At 71.0% G+C, this 18,289-nt stretch carries 20 protein-coding genes; 9 read left to right on the top strand and 11 right to left on the bottom strand.

The features are described from left to right. The first annotated feature begins 3 nt into the window (after window positions 1-3). The 4 genes from ACSHV8_RS16845 (at window position 4) to ACSHV8_RS16830 (ending at window position 3,457) form a co-directional block, all read left to right on the top strand. Window positions 4-906 (top strand): AEC family transporter, encoded by a 903-nt coding sequence (locus tag ACSHV8_RS16845; protein WP_436534093.1) that lies wholly within the window; start codon window positions 4-6, stop codon window positions 904-906. Between the two features lie 37 nt (window positions 907-943). Further along, entirely contained in the window at window positions 944-1,483 is a 540-nt protein-coding gene (locus ACSHV8_RS16840) for a hypothetical protein (RefSeq protein ID WP_436534092.1), read from the top strand. An 8-nt stretch (window positions 1,484-1,491) separates the two neighbouring features. Beyond that, the gene (locus ACSHV8_RS16835; protein ID WP_436534089.1) at window positions 1,492-3,090 is read left to right on the top strand and encodes a TM0106 family RecB-like putative nuclease; all 1,599 of its coding nucleotides are present in this window, start codon (window positions 1,492-1,494) and stop codon (window positions 3,088-3,090) included. A 61-nt stretch (window positions 3,091-3,151) separates the two neighbouring features. Further along, on the top strand, window positions 3,152-3,457 hold the full coding sequence (locus tag ACSHV8_RS16830) for a hypothetical protein (RefSeq protein ID WP_436534087.1): 306 nt from the start codon (window positions 3,152-3,154) through the stop codon (window positions 3,455-3,457). A gap of 51 nt (window positions 3,458-3,508) precedes the next feature. On the opposite strand, the gene ACSHV8_RS16825 is transcribed toward ACSHV8_RS16830, so the two are convergent. Beyond that, a complete protein-coding gene (locus ACSHV8_RS16825) occupies window positions 3,509-4,693 on the bottom strand; it encodes a helix-turn-helix domain-containing protein (RefSeq protein ID WP_436534085.1) in 1,185 nt (394 codons plus the stop codon). 51 nt (window positions 4,694-4,744) lie between these two features. Further along, complete coding sequence (locus ACSHV8_RS16820; protein ID WP_436534083.1) at window positions 4,745-7,231, bottom strand: DEAD/DEAH box helicase; 2,487 nt, start codon at window positions 7,229-7,231, stop codon at window positions 4,745-4,747. 94 nt (window positions 7,232-7,325) lie between these two features. On the opposite strand from ACSHV8_RS16820, the gene ACSHV8_RS16815 reads away from it, so the two are divergent. Next, entirely contained in the window at window positions 7,326-7,886 is a 561-nt protein-coding gene (locus ACSHV8_RS16815; RefSeq protein ID WP_436534081.1) for a DUF1707 SHOCT-like domain-containing protein, read from the top strand. On the opposite strand, the gene ACSHV8_RS16810 is transcribed toward ACSHV8_RS16815, so the two are convergent. Then, window positions 7,876-8,229: a BlaI/MecI/CopY family transcriptional regulator gene (locus tag ACSHV8_RS16810; protein WP_436534079.1), complete on the bottom strand. Its 354-nt coding sequence runs from the start codon at window positions 8,227-8,229 to the stop codon at window positions 7,876-7,878. The genes ACSHV8_RS16815 and ACSHV8_RS16810 overlap by 11 nt on opposite strands. A gap of 252 nt (window positions 8,230-8,481) precedes the next feature. Beyond that, window positions 8,482-8,829: a hypothetical protein gene (locus ACSHV8_RS16805; RefSeq protein WP_436536792.1), complete on the bottom strand. Its 348-nt coding sequence runs from the start codon at window positions 8,827-8,829 to the stop codon at window positions 8,482-8,484. Between the two features lie 127 nt (window positions 8,830-8,956). Here ACSHV8_RS16805 and ACSHV8_RS16800 point away from each other — a divergent pair, with 127 nt between their 5' ends. Together ACSHV8_RS16800 and ACSHV8_RS16795 are read left to right on the top strand one after the other, a co-directional pair. After that, complete coding sequence (locus ACSHV8_RS16800) at window positions 8,957-9,853, top strand: M48 family metalloprotease (RefSeq protein WP_436534077.1); 897 nt, start codon at window positions 8,957-8,959, stop codon at window positions 9,851-9,853. Between the two features lie 156 nt (window positions 9,854-10,009). Further along, window positions 10,010-10,555, top strand: coding sequence for a hypothetical protein (locus ACSHV8_RS16795; RefSeq protein ID WP_436534075.1), 546 nt, complete (start codon window positions 10,010-10,012; stop codon window positions 10,553-10,555). A gap of 78 nt (window positions 10,556-10,633) precedes the next feature. Here ACSHV8_RS16795 and efeB read toward each other — a convergent pair whose 3' ends face one another. From efeB to efeU, 3 genes are all read right to left on the bottom strand, one after another. Then, the gene (gene efeB / locus ACSHV8_RS16790; protein ID WP_436534073.1) at window positions 10,634-11,902 is read right to left on the bottom strand and encodes an iron uptake transporter deferrochelatase/peroxidase subunit; all 1,269 of its coding nucleotides are present in this window, start codon (window positions 11,900-11,902) and stop codon (window positions 10,634-10,636) included. A 245-nt stretch (window positions 11,903-12,147) separates the two neighbouring features. Next, window positions 12,148-13,284, bottom strand: a complete 1,137-nt coding sequence (gene efeO / locus ACSHV8_RS16785; RefSeq protein WP_436534071.1) for an iron uptake system protein EfeO — start codon at window positions 13,282-13,284, stop codon at window positions 12,148-12,150. Window positions 13,285-13,291: 7 nt separating this feature from the next. After that, the gene (efeU, locus tag ACSHV8_RS16780) at window positions 13,292-14,119 is read right to left on the bottom strand and encodes an iron uptake transporter permease EfeU (RefSeq protein ID WP_436534069.1); all 828 of its coding nucleotides are present in this window, start codon (window positions 14,117-14,119) and stop codon (window positions 13,292-13,294) included. A gap of 107 nt (window positions 14,120-14,226) precedes the next feature. Between efeU and ACSHV8_RS16775 the strand changes: the two genes are divergently transcribed. Continuing rightward, a complete protein-coding gene (locus tag ACSHV8_RS16775; RefSeq protein ID WP_436534067.1) occupies window positions 14,227-14,721 on the top strand; it encodes a MarR family winged helix-turn-helix transcriptional regulator in 495 nt (164 codons plus the stop codon). Continuing rightward, the gene (locus ACSHV8_RS16770) at window positions 14,712-15,920 is read left to right on the top strand and encodes an MFS transporter (protein ID WP_436534065.1); all 1,209 of its coding nucleotides are present in this window, start codon (window positions 14,712-14,714) and stop codon (window positions 15,918-15,920) included. Before ACSHV8_RS16775 ends, ACSHV8_RS16770 begins: the two co-directional genes overlap by 10 nt. On the opposite strand, the gene ACSHV8_RS16765 is transcribed toward ACSHV8_RS16770, so the two are convergent. Genes ACSHV8_RS16765 through ACSHV8_RS16750 form a run of 4 tightly spaced genes read right to left on the bottom strand, consistent with a single transcriptional unit; the run spans window position 15,889 to window position 18,236 of the window. Continuing rightward, the gene (locus ACSHV8_RS16765; RefSeq protein WP_436534063.1) at window positions 15,889-16,341 is read right to left on the bottom strand and encodes a hypothetical protein; all 453 of its coding nucleotides are present in this window, start codon (window positions 16,339-16,341) and stop codon (window positions 15,889-15,891) included. The two genes, ACSHV8_RS16770 and ACSHV8_RS16765, sit on opposite strands and share 32 nt — an antisense overlap. Then, window positions 16,338-17,195: a hypothetical protein gene (locus ACSHV8_RS16760; RefSeq protein WP_436534061.1), complete on the bottom strand. Its 858-nt coding sequence runs from the start codon at window positions 17,193-17,195 to the stop codon at window positions 16,338-16,340. Before ACSHV8_RS16760 ends, ACSHV8_RS16765 begins: the two co-directional genes overlap by 4 nt. 32 nt (window positions 17,196-17,227) lie before the next feature. Continuing rightward, window positions 17,228-17,869 carry a nucleotidyl transferase AbiEii/AbiGii toxin family protein gene (locus ACSHV8_RS16755; protein WP_436534059.1) on the bottom strand — a complete coding sequence of 214 codons (642 nt, stop codon included), beginning with the start codon at window positions 17,867-17,869 and terminating at the stop codon, window positions 17,228-17,230. Window positions 17,870-17,882: 13 nt separating this feature from the next. After that, a complete protein-coding gene (locus ACSHV8_RS16750) occupies window positions 17,883-18,236 on the bottom strand; it encodes a hypothetical protein (protein ID WP_436534057.1) in 354 nt (117 codons plus the stop codon). Between the last annotated feature and the right edge of the window lie 53 nt (window positions 18,237-18,289).

The raw sequence follows: 18,289 nt of genomic DNA, 5'->3' as shown, positions 1-18,289 counted from the left end.
ATCATGGTCGCGGCGCTCTCCGGTTTCCTGCTGATCGGCGTGATCGTGCTCGCCGGGTGGGGCCTGCGGCGCTGGGGCGGGCTGCCCGACAGCGCCGAGACGGTGCTGGCCCGGGTGGTCTGGCTGGTGCTCAACCCGTGCCTGCTGTTCACCGGGGTGGCCGCCGCCGACGTGTCCGTGTTGTTCAGCGAGCCGCTGCTGGTCTCGGCCGGTGCCGCGCTGATCTGTTTCGGGCTCTACCCGCTCCTCGCGCGCCGGGGCGGGGTGGTCGGGTCCCTGGCCGCCGGATACGTCAACGCGAACTACATCGGGATCCCGATCGCGACGTACGTGCTCGGCGACGCCGCCCTGGTGATCCCGATCATCATGCTGCAGCTGCTGATCATCACGCCGGTGGCGCTCACGCTGCTCGAACTCGGCTCCACCGGCCGTACCTCGCTGAGGTCCACGCTTGTCGTCCCGCTGCGCAATCCGATGATCGTGGCCACCCTGCTGGGCGCGGTCGTCGCGCTGACCGGCCTGCGGCTGCCCGCTCCCGTGCTCGATCCGCTGGTCACCGTCGGCCACGCGGCGGTGCCGATGGTGCTCCTCGCGTTCGGCATGTCGCTCTCCGGTCGCCGCGTGCTCGCGCCCGGCCCGGACCGCATTCCGACAATCGTCGCGGTCGGGCTGAAAACGATCGGGATGCCGTTGATCGCCTTTCTGCTGGCGATCAGCTTACGTTTACCCCACACCGAGGTGTACGCCGTGACGGTGCTCGCCGGGCTGCCCACCGCGCAAAATGTCTACCTGTATGGTCAGCGGTTCGATACCGGCCTGGTCCTGGCCCGGGACGCCATCTTCCTCACCACTTCGGTGTGTGTGCCCGTCCTCCTATCGGTGACATTTCTGTTCTCCTTTTGGTGAATAGGCAATTCACTCACGGCTGTGGAAGCCTTTTTGCGTGACCGTACGCCGGATGCCGCTCACCGAGATCCTCGCGACGTACCGGCCCCCGGCCGGCGGCGACACGTGGAAACGCGCCATCCCCGACCTGCTGGCCGACCCGGACGACGCCCGGATCGTCGACCTGCTCCGCGCCGAACTGGTCGCGCACGGGGACTTCCGCGAGCCGATCGTGGTCGAGCCGCAGGAGCGGGACGTGCTCAACGGCCTGCACCGGATCGCCGCCGCCCTGCTCAGCAAGCAGGAGGCGCTGGACGTCACCGACACCTACGACGACCTGCCGGAGAAGCGGCGGGTCGCGATCGCTCTGGCCGGGCCGGTCACCGCGGCGCTCGTCGACCGGCTGACCAAGGTGCTGTTCTCGTTCCCGTTCGAGGGCGGCTGGACCAACTGCGACATGCTCTTCCCGGGCGACGACCGGGTGACCGGCTGGTGGCACTGCCCGGCCGGTCTGGACGAGCGGCTGGGGGAGGAACTGGTGTCGCGGGCCGCGGCGGCCGGGATCCGCCTGCGTGTGGTGGCGATCGACCCGGCATAGGATGGGTCATGATCAACGCGCCGCTGCTCCTCGGCGGATACGCAGCCAAGTCGTGCCCGCGGGCCGTGCACAACGCGCACGACGTCACCGTGCCCCGGCCGCCCGAGGTCGTGCCACCCGCGTTGCAGCAGCTGTTCGACGCCGGGATCACCTTCGAGGCGTCCGTGCTGGCCGAGTGGGTCGCCCTGGACCTGCCCGGATACGTCGACCTCAACGACTTCGAGGACGACCGGCGCGGACACATCGGCGCCACGATCGGCGCGATGCGGGCCGGCGCGTCGGTGATCGTCGGCGGCCGGCTCCCCGACGACGTGCCCGGCCACCGGACCGGCAAGCCGGATCTGCTGCTGCGCGCGGGCGGCGGCTACCATCCCGGCGACATCAAGGCCCACCAGGTGCTCACCCGCGGGACCGATGCCCTGGTCGCGACCCTGGAGGCGCCCGCCCGGGCCGACGCCGTCCGGCTCACCGACGCGGGCGTCAAGGCCCACGAGAACGATCTGCTGCAGCTCGCCCACTACTGGCGGATGCTGGTCGCCTGCGGGCACCAGGCCGATTCGCCGTGGGGCGCGATCGTCGGGACCGACGGTCTGGCCTGGTACGACCTCGCACTGCCGCGCTTCGTCACGTTCTCCCGCAGTCTCGGCAAGGCCAAGCGCAGCGCGCTCGACCGTTACGACTTCGAACACGATTTCCGCGTACGGATCGCCGCCGTCGCCCGGCAGCGCACCGGCGCCCCGGACGACCCCGTCCCGCTCGTCGCCCCGGTCGGGCAGGCCGAATGCACCACGTGCCGGTGGGCGCCGGTCTGCGTCGACGAACTCCCGGCGGCCGACCTGAGCCGGGAACTGCGCGGAACCCTGAGCGTGCGGGAGTACCTCGCTCTGCGGGGCAGCGGGATCCGTACCGTCGCATCCCTGGCCGACAGCGATCCCGCCACCGTCCTGGCCGGCCCCTACGGCACCGAGGTCGCCCACCTGACCCAGCGGCGCCACCGCCTGCACAAGGCGACCGTCGCCGCCCAGCTGTCCCGCGACGGCCTCACCCTGCGCCTGAAGGACGGCCCGCGCCCGCCGGTGCCGCACGCCACCGTCGAGGTCGACATCGACGCCGAGTGGGGCGAGGACGATCGCGTCTACCTCTGGGGCCTGCTGATCACCACCGACGGCACCAGCCGCTACGAGGCGTTCTTCGACCCGTCGGTGGACAGCGACGCCGCCGAGACCGAGCTGGCCGCGCGCTGCCTGACCCGGCTCGGCGCACTCCCGGAGGGGACGCTGGTCTTCCACTACACATCGCCGGAACGGGTCCGGGCCCGCCGCTTCAGCCCGCTGCCCGGCGGCACCCTCCACCCTGATCGGTGGATCGACGTGTTCCCACTGGTCCGGGCGGCCGTCGAGTCCCGCGCCGGCCTCGGCCTGAAGACGGTCGCCGTGCACGGCGCCGGATTCCGGTGGCGCGACGACGACCCGGGCGGACGCCAGTCCCAGGACTGGCATCGGGCCGCCCGCGCCGGCGACCCGGCGGCCGCCCGGCGCCTGCTGGACTACAACGAGGACGATGTACGGGCCACCCTCGCCGTCCGCCGCTGGCTCACCGCGCTGTGAACCGCGGGCGGTGACGCGGCGTACACCCGGGAACAGACCCCGGGAGTGAGCGGAGACGTCGATGGACTGGACGCGGCCGGTGGAACGGACCGCCTGGGTGCTGCTCGCCGCGTACCTGGTGGCGCTCGTGCCGGCGGCGGTCGCGGTCCCGTTCACCCTCTTCGCCTGGGCGTGGCTGGCGGTGCCGGTGATCGCCTTCGGACAGGCCGTGTGGAACACGATCCGTGCCCGGCGAGCCACCGAGCCCGCCCGCCGCGACCACCTGTCCAAACAGGCCGCCATCCAGCTGGTCATCGGCCTGATCCTGGTCGGCCACTTCCTCTACACCTGGTCCCGGTCGCCGGCGGTCCTCCTCACCCCTTGGTGAGATCGGCGAACCCACGGACCGCCGTCGCCGGCGGAGCGCACCGGAACCGGATCAGCCGATCTGGAGGCGTTCGCAGAAGGCGCGCAGTTCGGTGCCGCCGGCCATCCGCCGGGAGCGGTCCAGCAGGGCCCGGGCCGTCTCCTGGACCAGCGACGACGTGTGCACGTGCTGGGGCGCGACCCGCTCGGCGGTGAGCAGGAACCGGATCGCCTCGCGGTCGCGGTTGCGCAGGCGGGCCAGCGCGCGGGCGGTGTCGGCGTAGAAGAAGACCTGCCGGAATCCGTACGGCAGGATCGCCGGGTCGGTCTCGCGGGCGATCGCGGCGGCCAGTGCGGGCTCGTCGCCGTCGGCTTCGATGCCGATGCGCCAGATGTTGACGTTGGCCGGGCCGAAGAACAGGCCCAGGGTCGTGGTCTCGCCGGTGCGGGCGGCCAGCGCGGCGGCCTCGGCCGACCAGGCGCGGCTGTCGTCGGGGCGTTTGCGGCCGCGGCTCGCGTCGGCGCAGATCAGCTGCAGTGAGCCGATCATTTCCGGTCCTCCCGGGCGGGATCGGTGACGGTCCAGGGCGTCGATCGCTTGAGAGGCCAGGGCGTACGCGCGGTCGTAGGAACCGCAGGCGCTCGCCGCACTGGCTCGCGCATACGCCGCGTACCCCTGAAGGATCGGATCCTCGGCCGCGTCGGCGGCGTCGCGGCAGCGTTCCGCGCCCAGCCAGGATTCCGCCGGGTGGCCGAGGTTGCGCAGCACCGAGGAGGCGATGAAGGTGGCGTCGCACAGCATCCGCAGTTCCCGCGCGGCGTACAGCCCGCGCAGCAGCTCGGGCAGCAGCCGCCCGGCGCCCGCATAGTCGCAGGACTGCCGCAGCGAGTCGACGAGCGTCAGCCGCCGGGTCAGATCAGCCGTCACCGGCGCCGCCGAAGCCGACAGATCGGACAGGTCCAGCTCGACCAGGGCCTGCCGGATCGCGTGCACCGCGGCGTGCGCGGCGACCGCGTCCCGGTTCCCGGCCGGCACCGCGGTCCCGGCCAGTTCACCGGGCGTGCAGTCGAGCGCCCCGGCCAGGTCGGCGAGCGTGAACCGGTTGTCGGCGGCCTGCAGCCCGCGCTCGATCCGGCTCCAGGTGGCGTGCGAGACCCCGGCGCGACTGGCGGCGAACCGGATGCTCCACCCGCGGCGCAGGCGGCGGTCCCGGATACGCTCGCCGATCGTCGGGTCGGCGGTGGGTCGTGGCGTCATACCCCGACGCTAGGCCGGGCATGTACCGGTGGTGGTACATGCCCGTACCGGTCAGTGCGGCCCGACCGCCACGATGGTGATGGCCGCGCCGCCGATCTCGTCGGACTCGGCCAGGTCGATGGTGGCGTCGATGCCCCAGTCGTGGTCGCCGGCCGGGTCCTCGAAGACCTGCCGGACCGTCCACACCTGCGGGCCCTGGTCGAGCTGCAGCAGCTGCGGGCCGCGGGCGGCCGGGCCGGTGCCCAGCTCGTCGTACTCGTCGAAGTACTCGTCGATCGCCTTGCGCCAGCGTTCCGCGGTCCAGCCGTGCTCGGCGTCGAGCTCGCCCAGCTCGTCGTAGCGGCCCAGCGCGGCCAGTTCGACCCGCCGGAACATCGCGTTGCGGACCAGGACCTTGAACGCCCGCACGTTACGGGTGACCGCCGGCGGCTTGTCGTCGATCCGGACCTCTTCGACGTCGGCGCCCGGGTTGCGCAGCCGTTCCCACTCGTCGAGCAGGCTGGAGTCGACCTGGCGGACCAGCTCGCCGAGCCACTCGATCAGGTCACCCAGCTCCTCGGTCCGGGCGTCCTCGGGCACCGTCTGCCGCAGCGCGCGGAACGCGTCGGCCAGGTAGCGCAGGACCAGGCCCTCGGAGCGGGACAGGCCGTAGAACGACACGTACTCGGTGAACGTCATGGCCCGCTCGTACATGTCGCGGACCACCGACTTCGGCTTGATCTCGTAGTCGGCGACGTACGGGTGACCGCGCCGATACGTCTCGTACGCCCCCTCCAGCAGCTCCAGCAGCGGGCGCGGCCAGGTGACCTCTTCGAGCAGTTCCATGCGCTGCTCGTACTCGATGCCCTCGGCCTTCATGGCGTTGACCGCCTCGCCGCGCGCCTTCTGCCGCTGCGCCGACAGCACCTGCCGCGGGTCCTCCAGCGTCGCCTCGATCACCGAGACGACGTCCAGGGGGTACTCCGGGGCCTCCTTGTCGAGCAGTTCCAGGCAGGCCAGCGCGAACGGCGACAGCGCCTGGTTCAGCGCGAAGTCCAGCTGCAGGTCGTCGACCAGCTTGTACACCCCGGCGTCGGTGCGCTCGATGACGCCGCCGGCGATCAGCGCGCGGGCGATCGCGACGGCGCGACGGATGTGCCGGCGCTGCGCGGCCGGGTCCTCGTGGTTGTCGGTGAGCAGGTGCTTCATCGCCTCGTAGGGGTCGCCACCGCGGGCCAGCACGTTCAGCAGCATGGCGTGCGAGACCTGGAACGACGAGGTCAGCGGTTCCGGCTCGGCGTCGATCAGCCGGTCGAACGTGGGCCGCCCGTACCCGACCTGACCCTCCGGCGGCTTCTTGCGCACGACCTTGCGCCGCTTCTTCGGGTCGTCGCCGGCCTTGGCCAGGGCCCGCTCGTTGTCGATCACGTGCTCGGGGGCCTGGACGATCACGTTGCCCAGGGTGTCGAACCCGGCGCGACCGGCCCGGCCGGCGATCTGGTGGAACTCGCGGGCCTTGAGCAGCCGGGTCTTGATCCCGTCATACTTCGACAGGCCGGTGAACAGCACCGTGCGGATCGGGACGTTGATGCCGACGCCGAGCGTGTCCGTCCCGCAGATCACCTTCAGCAGGCCGGCCTGGGCCAGGGTCTCGACGAGCCGCCGGTACTTCGGCAGCATGCCCGCGTGGTGGACGCCGATGCCGTGGCGGACCAGGCGCGACAACGTACGCCCGAATCCGGCCGTGAATCGGAAACTGCCGATCGCGGCGGCGATCGCGTCCTTCTCCTCGCGGGTGCTCATGTTGATGCTCATCAGCGACTGCGCGCGTTCCAGCGCCGCGGCCTGCGTGAAGTGCACGATGTAGACCGGCGCCTGCTTGGTCGCCAGCAGCTCCTCGATCGTCTCGTGCAGCGGTGTCATCGCCCAGCTGAAGATCAGTGGGACGGGCCGCTCGGCGTTGCTGACCACGGCGGTGGTCCGGCCGGTGCGCCGGGACAGGTCGTCGACGAACCGGGTGGTGTCGCCGAGCGTGGCCGACATCAGCAGGAACTGGGCCTGCGACAGCTCGATGAGCGGCACCTGCCAGGCCCAGCCACGGTCCGGCTCGGCGTAGAAGTGGAACTCGTCCATCACGACCTGGCCGACGTCGGCCTGGGCGCCCTCGCGCAACGCCAGGTTGGCCAGGATCTCGGCGGTGCAGCAGATGATCGGGGCGTCCGCGTTCACGCTGGCGTCACCGGTCAGCATGCCCACGTTGTGCGCCCCGAAGATCGCGCACAAGGCGAAGAACTTCTCGCTGACCAGCGCTTTGATCGGCGCGGTGTAGAACGTGGTGCGCCCGTCGGCCAGGGCCGCGAAGTGCGCGCCGGCCGCGACCAGGCTCTTGCCCGAGCCGGTCGGGGTGTTCAGGATGACGTTGGCACCGGTCGCGATCTCGATCAGCGCCTCCTCCTGATGCGGATACAGGGTGATGCCCTGCTCCTCCACCCAGGCTTGGAAGGCGAGGAAGACGGCGTCGGGCTCGGCATTGCCGGGAAGGCGATCGGTCAGCGTCATGATCCTGCAAGTTTGCCAGGTCGTCACCCGGCACCGCGCCAAGGGGAGGTTCCGGGCGGGCGGGAGTGAGCGCGATCGTTGTAGGGTCGGCGCCGTGGGACTTCCTGTGCCGGCGCCGGCCTCCGACGGCGACCGCGAACGCGTCGCCGAGCTGCTTCAACGGGCCTGCGGCGAGGGCCGCCTGACCCTGGAGGAGTTCAGCGTCCGCGTCGGCGCCGTCTGGGCCGCCGAGACCGACGTCGAGCTGGCCCGCGCCACCGACGGCCTGGCCCCGCAGCCGATCGTCGGTTCGGCCACCACGGTCGACAAGATCGTCACCGTGTTCAGCTCGGCCACGCGTCGCGGCCGCTGGCGGCTGCGGGACGGCGGGGTCCGGGTGAAGACCGTCTTCGGCTCCACCGTGCTTGACCTGCGCGCCGTCCTGACCGGCTCGGACGTCATCGAGATCACCGGTTCCAGCTGGTTCGGCGACCTGACCGTGATCGTTCCCGAGGGCGTCGAGGTCGACTTCTCCGGCACCAACGCGTTCAGCTCCCGTGACCTGAAACTGGCGCCGGTGCCCCGCGTGCCCGGCACACCCGAGGTGCGCATCACGGTCAGCACCTGGTTCTCGTCGATGTCGGTGGTCTCGCGACCGCCCGAGATCACTCGCTGAGCAGATCCCGCAGCAGCTGCTCGTCGGTGGCGTCCAGATTGCCCACGAACCGCCGCAGCACCGACGCCCGATCGGCCTCGTCGGACAGCAGCCGCGTCATCCGATCGGCGACCAGCCCGGCCGGCCCATGTGGCGCACCGTAACGAAAAGCCCGCCCGTCCCGATGCCGCGACGCCGAACCCTTCTCGTAAAGCCTGGTCAGCGTCGTCACGACGGTGCTGTAGGACAGCTCGCCGGACGGATCCAGCCGATCACGAACCTCACCGGGAGTCATCGGCCGGTCGGCCTCACCCAGCACGGTCATGATCTCCGTCTCCAACTGGCCCGGCCGCCGTCTGCTCACGCAGCGACTCTATCGATCGACCCTGTGAAATAAGGCATCGCGCCAACCGCTGAAGATCAAATTCCTTTTTGCCTATCTCCGCCGGGGTACAGACCGTCGCTCCCGCGGGGACCCTTCCGGTCCGAGCAGGGCGCTGGCGCGCCCAGAACGCTCGGCCCGCAAGGGCGACGTGGTCGGTTGGTCGCGGTCAGAGCAACAAACCGGTCGACGGCCGAAGCTGCTTCCGCACACCGCGGCATCGTCGTGTGCGTGTCAGTTCTGTCCGCGGGCCGGCGCCGGCGGGGTGATCACGGACAGTTCGAGCGCCGCGGACAGATCGGCGCGACCCGGGCCGCCGGCCTTGACCCAGCCCGCGATGTCGTCGAGCACCAGATCGTCGAGCACGAGCCCGAACCACACCGGCCGCGCCCCCGACCGTCGCGCCTCCGGCGCCGGCTGCACCACCAGCACGTTCGACTGTGCGCAGACGTCCAGGCAGAGACTCGTACGCACCCGGAACTCCGGCCCGAGCGCGGCCCGCAACCGCTCGATCTGCCCGGCGTGGTCGACGTCCGGATGTTTGCTCACGCTTCCGCAGCAACAGTCCCGGCACACCGTCACCGTGCACTCCACCTGCTCGTCCTCTCGCACAGGGATCACCATACGGGCGGCCCCGGCAAGATCCGGGCTCGGCGCCCGGGCCGCGGAGTGAGAGCATGGCCGGGGAACCGGCGGAGGGGCGACGCAGATGTTCGATCATTTCTTGTGGTCGGTGGTGATCGTGCCACCGCTGGCCGTGATCGTGGTCCGGCTGCTGGCCGACCGGCTGCCTCCGGGCCCGGCCGCCGCGGTGGTCGCCTGGTCGGCGGTCACCGTCGCCGCGACCAGCACGATCAACCTGCTGCTGCTCTCGGCCCACGCGCTCGCCCAGGTCCCGGCGATCGGGCGCCTGTTCGGCTGGTCGGCCGCGGTCGTCGCCCGGGACACGGCCGGGGTCGAATGGGTGCCGTGGCTGAGCCTGGCCCTGCTGACCGGCGGCCTGACCTCGGTGGCCTGGCGGTGGCGCCGGCAGCGCCGGGTCCTGGCCCTGGTCCCGCCGGACGGCCCGGGCGGCCTGGTCATGCTGCCCGACGACGCCCCGCGTGCGTTCGCCGTCCCGGGCGACCCCGGCCACGTCGTGGTCACCACCGGCATGCGCGGCCTGCTCACCGACGACCAGTTCGAGGCGCTGCTGGCCCACGAGAACGCCCACCTGGCCGAACACCACCACCGCCTGGCCCGCGCGGCCGAACTGGCGGTCGCCGCCCACCCGGCGCTGTGGTGGGTCGGCAAACACGTCGACTATTTGATCGAGCGCGCCGCCGACGAACGCGCCGCGGCCCACCTGGGCAACCGCCGCACCCTGGCCCACGCCATCGGCGTCGCCGCCCTGGCCGGCGCCGGCAGCCCCTTCGCCGCCGCCCTGCACGCCGCGGTCCCGGGCGGCGTCGTCCCGCGCCGGGTCGCCCTGCTGCTGCGCCCCCGGCCCCAGGTCGCCCCGGCGGTGTTCGTGCTGCTCCCGGTCCTGGTCGCCCTGAGCTCGGTCATCTGGACCGGCGAAGCCACCCTCGACCTCATCCAGCTGATGACCGCCGCCTGGCGCTGACCCACCTCCGCCGGCTCACGGCCGGCACCGGCGCGGGCCGCATCGCCGTTTCCCGGAACGCCCGGGTGGATGATTCGGCCGAACGGGTCGGAGATCGGCGAATGCCGCCCGTCCCGGCGATCACCGGTGCTGTCCTTTCCGGGAGGAGGGCTACCGATGATGAAGAAGTTGGCGCTGGTGGCGTGCCTGATCGCCGCCACCGGGTTCGCGGGCGAACCCGCACTGGGCGCTCCGGGTGGTGGTCCCGGCGACCAGCCCGACGACGCCCAGTACCAGTGGATATCCGGCATCTGCTGTGAGGCGTTGGCCGGCGATGCCGTGCGCGTGTTCGCGGACGGGCTTCCCGGCGGCGGCGATCCGAACCATTGCCGGACCGGCCGGGCCCATGTCCGCCTGAACTACCGTGACGGCCGATACGACGTCCAGGTGCACCTCAAGCACAACCGGCCGGGCGGATACGCCACCTGGGACCAGTTCCGGCAGGCCCCCGACATGTGGGTGTCCCATCGGCTGCGGCGCTCGGGGAACGACCAGGGCCAGGTCCGGGTGGCCGCCGTCGGGGAGATCGTCGCGCTGGGCGTGGTGGCCGTGGACCCGCGCACCGGCCGGCAGGTGTGGGCCCGCCAGTGGGACGACCAGTTCATCATCAGCTGTGGGCGTGACCACGGGATCACCCTGACGGACACCGCCCGCCCCCGGTGACCGGGAACGATCAGCGCGGCCCGTCCCCGGCGGGCCGGCCGCACACGATCGGCGCGGTCCGGCCGGGGCCGGGAAGCGTCAGGCGAACAGGGCGCGGCCCCAGTAGTCGTCGGCGGCGAGCAGGCCCGGCGGGCAGGCGAACAGGCCGCTGGAGACGTGCCGGATGTACTCGTTGAGGGCGTCCTGCTTGGCCAGGCTGTTCTGGACCGGGACGAACTGCTTGTGCGGGTTGCGCTGGTACGCCATGAAGAACAGTCCCGCGTTCAACCGCCCGAGCCCGTCCGAGCCGTCCACGAAGTTGTAGCCGCGGCGCAGCAGGCGGGCGCCGCCGTTCTGGTCGGGGTGGGCCAGGCGCAGGTGCGAGTCGACCGGGATGACCGGCTGGTCCTCGCCGTCCCTGGCGGCGAAGTCCGGTTCGTCGTGCTCCAGGCGGCCGGTGAGCGGGGCACCCTCGCCCTTGTCCCGGCCGATGATCGTCTGCTGTTCGGCCAGCGGGGACCGGTCCCAGGTCTCGACGAGCATGCGGATCTTGCGGGTGACCAGGTAGGAGCCGCCGGTCATCCAGTCCGGGCCGTCGCCCGGCTGGACCCACAGGTGTTCGTCGAGCAGCGGGGTGTCCTCGGCCTTGAGGTTGCGGGTGCCGTCCTTGAAGCCGAACAGGTTGCGCGGGGTGGCCTGGGTGCGGGACGTGGACGAGGTGCGGCCGAAGCCGAGCTGAGACCAGCGGACGCTCACCTTGCCCATGCCGATGCGGGCCAGGTTGCGGATGGCGTGCACGGCGACCTGCGGGTCGTGGGCGCAGGCCTGGACGCCGATGTCGCCGCCGGAGATCGCCGCTTCGAGGGTGTCGCGCGGGAAGCTCGGCAGGTCGGCCAGGGCGGCCGGGCGCTTGGCGGCGATCCCGAAGCGGTCCTTGCCCTGGGCGTTGCGGAACAGGGTCGGGCCGAACCCGATGGTCAGGGTGAGACCGGCCGCGGGCAGCCCGAGGGCTTCGCCGGTGTCGTCCGGCGGCGCCTCCAGGGATCCGCCGACCGCGCCGAACGTGCCCGCGTCCTGCCCCTGGGTCATCCGGGCGGCGGCCGCGGTCCAGTCCTGCAGCATGTCGACCAGGGCGGCCTTGTCGTCGGTGATCACGTCGAACGCGCAGAAGTGCAGCCGGTCCTGCGCCGGGGTGACGATGCCACCCTGCTTCGCGCCGTAGAACGCGATCGCCCCGGCGGCGTCGGTGGACGTCTCCGACGCGGTCAACTCCGGGTCGCGGTGAGTCAACGCCAGCGCGCCCGCGCCGACGGCGGCCACACCGGCCGCGCCTGCCCCGGCCAATCCGAGAACCTTGCGCCGCTGCATCTCACGAACCTCTCTTGCGAATGTCGACTGCTGCCACCCGTGAACGGGTTTGTTGCTCTGACCGTGCCCGGCCGACCACGCCGCCCTTGCGATCTGAGCGTTCTGGCCGCGCCAGCGGCCTGCTCGGATCGGAAGGGTCCCCGCGGGAGCGACGGTCTGTACCCCGGCGGAGATAGGCAATGAAGATTTTGAATGTAAGGGGGAAGCCGGGGGCGAGATGCCCGCCCCCGGCTGTCCGAGATCGATTACTTCTTGGCGACGATCGCGGCGACCTTGCTGATCGGCTCGGCCAGGGCGTTGATGTCGTCGGAGAGTTCCTTCAGGTCGGCCTGGGAGAGCGTGTTGTGCAGCTTCCAGCCGTCGCCGTCGCGGTGCTTCTCCAGGGCCGCCTCGACCTTGGCGAAGTTCTCGTCGAGGGTCTTGACCAGGGCCGGGTCGCGGTCCTCAAGGGCCGGGCGGAGCGCCTGGATGGCGCCCTGGGAGCCCTCGATGTTGGCGGCGAAGTCCCACAGGTCGGTGTGCGAGTAGCGGTCCTCCTCGCCGGTGATCTTGCCGGTGGCGACCTCGTCGAGCAGGCCCTTGGCGCCGTTGGCCAGCTCGACCGGGGAGAACGTCACGGACTCGGCCTTGGTGACGATCGTCTGGACGTCCTTGAGCAGCTGGTCGGCGACCGGGCCGTCCTTGCTGATGTCCTTGGTGACCCAGAGGTCCTTCTCGATCTTGTGGAAGCCGGTCCACTCCTGGCCGGGCTCCAGGTCGCCGTCGCGGGCGTCGATCTTCGGGTCGAGGTCGCCGAAGCTCTCGGCGACCGGCTCGATGCGCTCCCAGTAGGTGCGGGCGATCGGGAAGAGCGACTTGGCCTTCTCGACGTCGCCGGCCTTGACCGCGGTGACGAACGCGGTGGTCTGCTCGATCAGGGCGCCGGTCTGCGACTTGACGTAGCGCTGGTAGTCGGCGGTGGCCTGGGCCAGCTTGGCGTCCTCGGTCAGGGGCGCGGCCGAGCCGGAGACCTGGAACGCGTTGCGGATGCCCTTGCCGATCATGCCGGGCTTGCAGGCGGTCTCGTACGCGCCGGCCGGCAGCTCGACGATGAGCTCGCGGGACAGGCCGGGGGCGATGTTCTCGACCTCGCCCATGATCCGGTCGCCGGTGGCGTACACGTAGAACTCGTTGATCTTCGTGCCCTTGTTGGCGATCGCGAACGTGACCGTGCCCGCGGCCGAGGAGGTCCGCTCCACCTTGCACTCGGTGTCGGAGGCGGCCACGGCGATCTTGCCGGTGGCGGCGTCGCCGGCCTTGTCGCCGGTGGCCTTGTCGGCGCAACCGGCCGTGAAGAGCAGCGCGGCTGCCGCGCCTGCGGTGAGCAGTCGTGCGGTGTTCATCGTTCTCCTATGAAGCGGTGGTGGCGGGGGTGGGCGCCGGCTTGCGGGCCGGCCAGAGGAAGAGAACGAGGACGGGAATCCCGTACGCGACCCAGGCGATCGTCTCGACGACGGTCGGCGCGGGCGTGAAGTTGATCATTCCGCGCAGGAGTTCGGCGTACCACGCGGTGGGCGGGAAGCTCGGCGTCACGTCGAACGCGAGTTTGTCCAGGCCACCCAGGACGTTGGACTCCTGCAGGTCGTGGAAGCCGTACTTGAAGATGCCGGCGGCGACCAGCACCAGCAGCGCGCCGGTCCAGGTGAAGAACGTGGACAGGTTGATCCGGACCGCGCTGACGTAGAGCAGCCAGCCCAGCACGATGGCCGTGAGCAGGCCGAGGCTGATGCCGATCAGCGGCTTGGCGTCGGTGGCGCCCTGCGCGGCGGCGTAGAACAGGATCGAGGTCTCCAGGCCCTCCCGGATCACCGCGAGGAAGGCCACACCGGCGACCGCGATCGGGCCGACCGCGATGGCGTCCTCCATCCGGCCGCGCAGCTCCTTGCCGAGGTGGCGGGCCATCCGGCGCATCCAGAAGATCATCCAGGTGACGAAGGTGACCGCCACGAACGACGCGATCGCCTCGAACAGCTCCTGGTGCGTCGAGCTGAGCCGCGCGATCCCGACCTGCAGCAGCACGGCGAATCCGATGGAGATCACGGCGGCCACGGCGACGCCGGCCCAGACCAGGCGCAGCAGCGGACGGCGGTCGCTCTTGACCAGGAACGCCACGAGGATCGAGACCACGAGAGTGATCTCCAGTCCCTCACGCAGGCCGATGAGGTAGATGGCGGTCATGGTGCTCCAAAGGTTAGCCAACCCTAAGTTCTTAACGGCATCATTCTTCTATTTCGTTGTAGATGTCAAATCACACGCGGTTATATAAGTGCTGTTACATTCTCCCGGTGACCGACTTCATCGATCCGACTGATCACGCCGTCTGGCGTCCACTGTGGGACCTGCAGGCGCGGCTGGACGCCGAGATCGCGCGGGTCTACGCCGACGCGCGCATCGAGGGGCTCAAGGCGGCCTGGGTGAAAGAGCTGATCAAGCTGCATGTGCACGGTCCGATGACGATCACCGAGCTGGCGGCGTCGGTCGGGCGGACACACTCGGCGTTGAGTCAGAAGGTCGCGGCGATGCGGGCCGCGGGGTGGGTGGCGACATCGGTAGGGGCCGATGGGCGGGCGAAAGAAGTCGATTTAACCGAAAAATCGCGGCATGTTGTTGTTCGGCTGGCCGCTGAATGGCGAGCGACCGAGGCGGTGGTTCAGGAGATCGAGGACCAGCTCCCGTACGGGATGCTCCGCGTCGTCCGGGACATCGAAGCGGTGCTGAGCCGCACGAGTTTCCGCGACCGTATCGCCGAGAAGCTGGCCGAGGACCCGGCGTGGGAGTGACCGCGGCCCTGATCGACCTCGGCCCCGTGCGGACGTCCCCGGTGTTCCGCCGCTGGTGGCTCGGCCGCACCCTGTCCGGGTTCGGCGCGCAGATGACCATGGTCGCGGTCATGTTCCAGGTGTGGGAGCAGACCCACAGCGCGGTCTGGACGGGCGCGGTCGGGCTCGCCCAGGCGCTCCCGGTCGTGGTGTTCGGACTGTTCGCGGGCGCCCTGGCCGACCGGGCCGACCGCCGCCGGCTCTACCTGGCCACGACCCTCGGATCGGCCGCCACCTCGGCCGCGCTGGCCGCGCAGGGCCTGCTCGGCGGGGCGCCGGTGATCGGGCTGCTGGCTCTGGTCGCCGTGCAATCGCTGCTCGGGGCGGTCGCCGGGCCGGTCGGGCGCACGTACCTGCCGCACCTGTTGCCCCCGTCACAGCGGGCGGCCGGCCTGGCGCTCAACCACATCTCGTTCCAGACCTCGATGCTCGTCGGCCCGGCACTGGGCGGGCTGCTCCTGGGCTGGATCGGGGTCAGCGGCTGCTACCTGGTCGACACGGTCACCTTCCTGGCCGCTCTGTACGGCGTGATCGGGCTGCCCCGGCTGCCCGCGGCCGGTGGGGGACTCGTCCCCGGCTTCCGCGCGGTCGGTGAAGGGTTGACCTTCATGAGCCGGAATTCCGCCGTACGGGCGGCGCTGCTGACCGACCTCGCGGCGACCTTCCTGGCCATGCCGATCAGCCTGTTCCCGCTGGTCAACGCCGCCTGGTTCCACGGCGACCCGCGGACGCTGGGCCTGTTCCTGACGTCGATCGCGGTCGGCGGTGTCCTCGCCTCGGTGCTGTCCGGCACGTTCACCCGCCTCGGGCGGCCCGGGCCGGTGATGTTCGCGGCGTCGACCGTGTGGGGTGTCGCGCTGGCGCTGTTCGGGCTGGCCACCCACCCGTGGCTCGGATTCGGCGCCCTGGTCCTGGCCGGCGCGGCCGACACCATCGCGGTGGTCTCCCGCGCCACCGTCGTCCAACTGCACACGCCGGACGCGCTGATGGGCCGGGTCGCGGCGGCCGAGCAGATCGTCGGCTCGGCCGGGCCCGACCTCGGCAACCTGCGCGCCGGACTGGTCGCCGGCGCCTTCTCCGGGCCGGTCGCGCTGGTCAGCGGGGGAGTGCTGTGCGTGGCGGCGGTCGTCAGCCTGGCAGCAGCTTCCCGACGGCGGTGAGCACCTCGGCCCGCGGATGCCCGCACGCGTCGACCGGAACGCCGGGGTGGATCCAGCGGTCCTGGGCGTCGAGCAGGGCGATCCACGGCGGGTCGATCATGACCATCGTGCAGGCGCCCTTGGTGGGTGGCTCGTCGGGCAGGCGCAGGGCCGCGACCAGGTCGGTGATGGCGGTGGCGCGCAGACCCGGCCCGGCCGGCTGGACGCTCGGCGTCGGACGGTTGTAGAACGTCCGGTGCGGGCAGACGATCGCGGCCGTCGCCGGGAACGTGTCGTCGAGGCGGGTCGGGGCGGCGTTGCCGGTCATCGCCCGGTCGCAGGACTCCCAGCGGTCGTGCGCGGACGGCGCCGGGCTCGCCGTCGCGGTGCCGCCGCCACAGCCGGCCAGTGCGAGCACACCCAGGATCAGCAGCTTCCTCATGGCGCTTCGACGGATCCGGAGCCCTCCTGGTTCCCGAACGGGCGGGCGTACCGGATCGACACCTCCGGCCGGGCCCGGCCGTGGAACCGTTGCTGCAGCCCGGCGGCGATCTCGGCCCGCGTCCCGACCACCTCCACGCCGGCCAGATCCGGCATCTCCGGAATGGTGGCGGGGTTCATGTCATACGCGTTGATCAGGCACAGCCGTTCCAGGCCCGGATGCTGGGCTAGCAGCGGAAGGTCGATCAGTCGCCCGGGAGGCCCCTCGAAGTCGAGGGTCAGATCACGCAAACCGGTGAACGGCTCAAGCTCCTTGATCGAGAACTCGCCGCCGAGGTTCAGCCGGACCCCGGCCGTCCGCCGCAGCCCGGCCGGGATGACGACGCCCCCGCCGCCGAACGACATGTGCAGGGTGAGGCGGTGCGCGTCGTCCTGTGGCTGCACCAGGACACCCTCGCCCGGATTGCGCAGCAGCAGGGTCACCACCGTGTCGGGCAGCAGCAGGCAATCCAGGCGGGCACAGTCGATCCACAGCCGGATGATCGCGGTCTGCCGCAGGTCGAGGTCACCCTCGGCGGCGAACCACTCGGCGTACTGGATCTGCGGGTGAGCGGCGATCGCCTCGGCCAGGCCACGATCCGGGCCGGACCAGGACACCGTGCTCAGATTCGGCAACTTGTCCAGCTGAGCCCAGTCCACCGGGCCGTGCGGGGGCACCACGGCGCGCAGGTCGAGCGCCGTCGTCCACGGCGTCAGCCGGTGGGGGCCGGCACCGAAGTCGACCTCGACGACGGCGTCGACGTGGGCACGGCGCAGATCGCGTACCGAGCGGAAGTTCCACGTGTTCGCGGGCACCCGGACACGCTAGGCCGGTTTCGCACCGCGTACTAGCCCCTTGGCCAGGCCGCCAGTCGATCTCTGAGCTGGGCGATCATTTCGGCATCCAGGCCATAGAGGGTGAAGCGGACGTCGTCGAGGCGGTCCAGGTAGCGACCGGCGTCCGCGATGTCCTCCGGATCCAGGGCCGGATCGGCGGCGTAGGCCAGCTCCAGGATCCGATCCAGCGGATAGCGCTCCAACGCGGCCGCGACGTCGATGTAGTCCCGCACCTCACGCCGGTTGACCAGGGCGGCGACCTTGGTGGCGACCAGATCGTCCAGGTGCATGACCGGGCCGAGATCCATCACCACCGGCGCGCGGCTGCGGTCCAGGCGGCACAGGGTCAGCCGCAACGCCCGGCTCTCCCCGGCGACCAGGAACTCCTGGATGTCCTGGTCCATTCCGGCGAACAATTCGTCGCCCTCTTCCCGGACCACGCGATAACCGGCCCCGGTCAGCGCGGCCGTCACCTCACCGGCCGCCGCGGTCACCCCGTCGGCCGTGTCGGTGAACAGATCGATGTCCTCGGTCGGTCGCGCCACCAGGCCGTTCACCAGCCAGGCGACACCACCACCGAGCACGAAACCGTGTTTGTCGGCAACGGCCAGGGCGATTCTGGCGACATCACGATAGAAGTCGTCGACCGTCATTTCTTTTTGATTCTCAGGCCGCCGCGGCCTGTTCCGGCCGCTGCCGCAGCCGGGGATGCCGGGCCTCCCACGCGGCCCGGACACCGCGCGGCAGATTCAGCTCCGGCCAGGCCCGGACCAGTGTCGCGCCGTCGAGATAGGCCCGCAACTCGTCGACCCGGATCGATTCGCGCAGCACATTCTCATACATCCACAGCATCATCGTGCGCTGCGACAGATCGAACGCGCGCTGCGGATGCCACCAGAGTCGCAACGGCAACTCGACAAGACCGCAGGTCGGACCCCGCAATTCGGCGAGCGTGCCGGCCACGACCACCGGCCGATGCGGCCGGGCGAGATGGACAACGGGGGCGGCGCTCGCGGACATACGCTCAGCCTAAACCGGCATCCCTACCGAATAGCAAGCGCGTTGTTCACCGT

It is taken from the genome of Actinoplanes sp. HUAS TT8 (assembly GCF_051380535.1).
Lineage (GTDB): Bacteria > Actinomycetota > Actinomycetes > Mycobacteriales > Micromonosporaceae > Actinoplanes.
The sequence above is the reverse complement of the archived record's forward strand: the minus strand, read 5'-3'. Positions and strand labels throughout refer to the sequence as shown.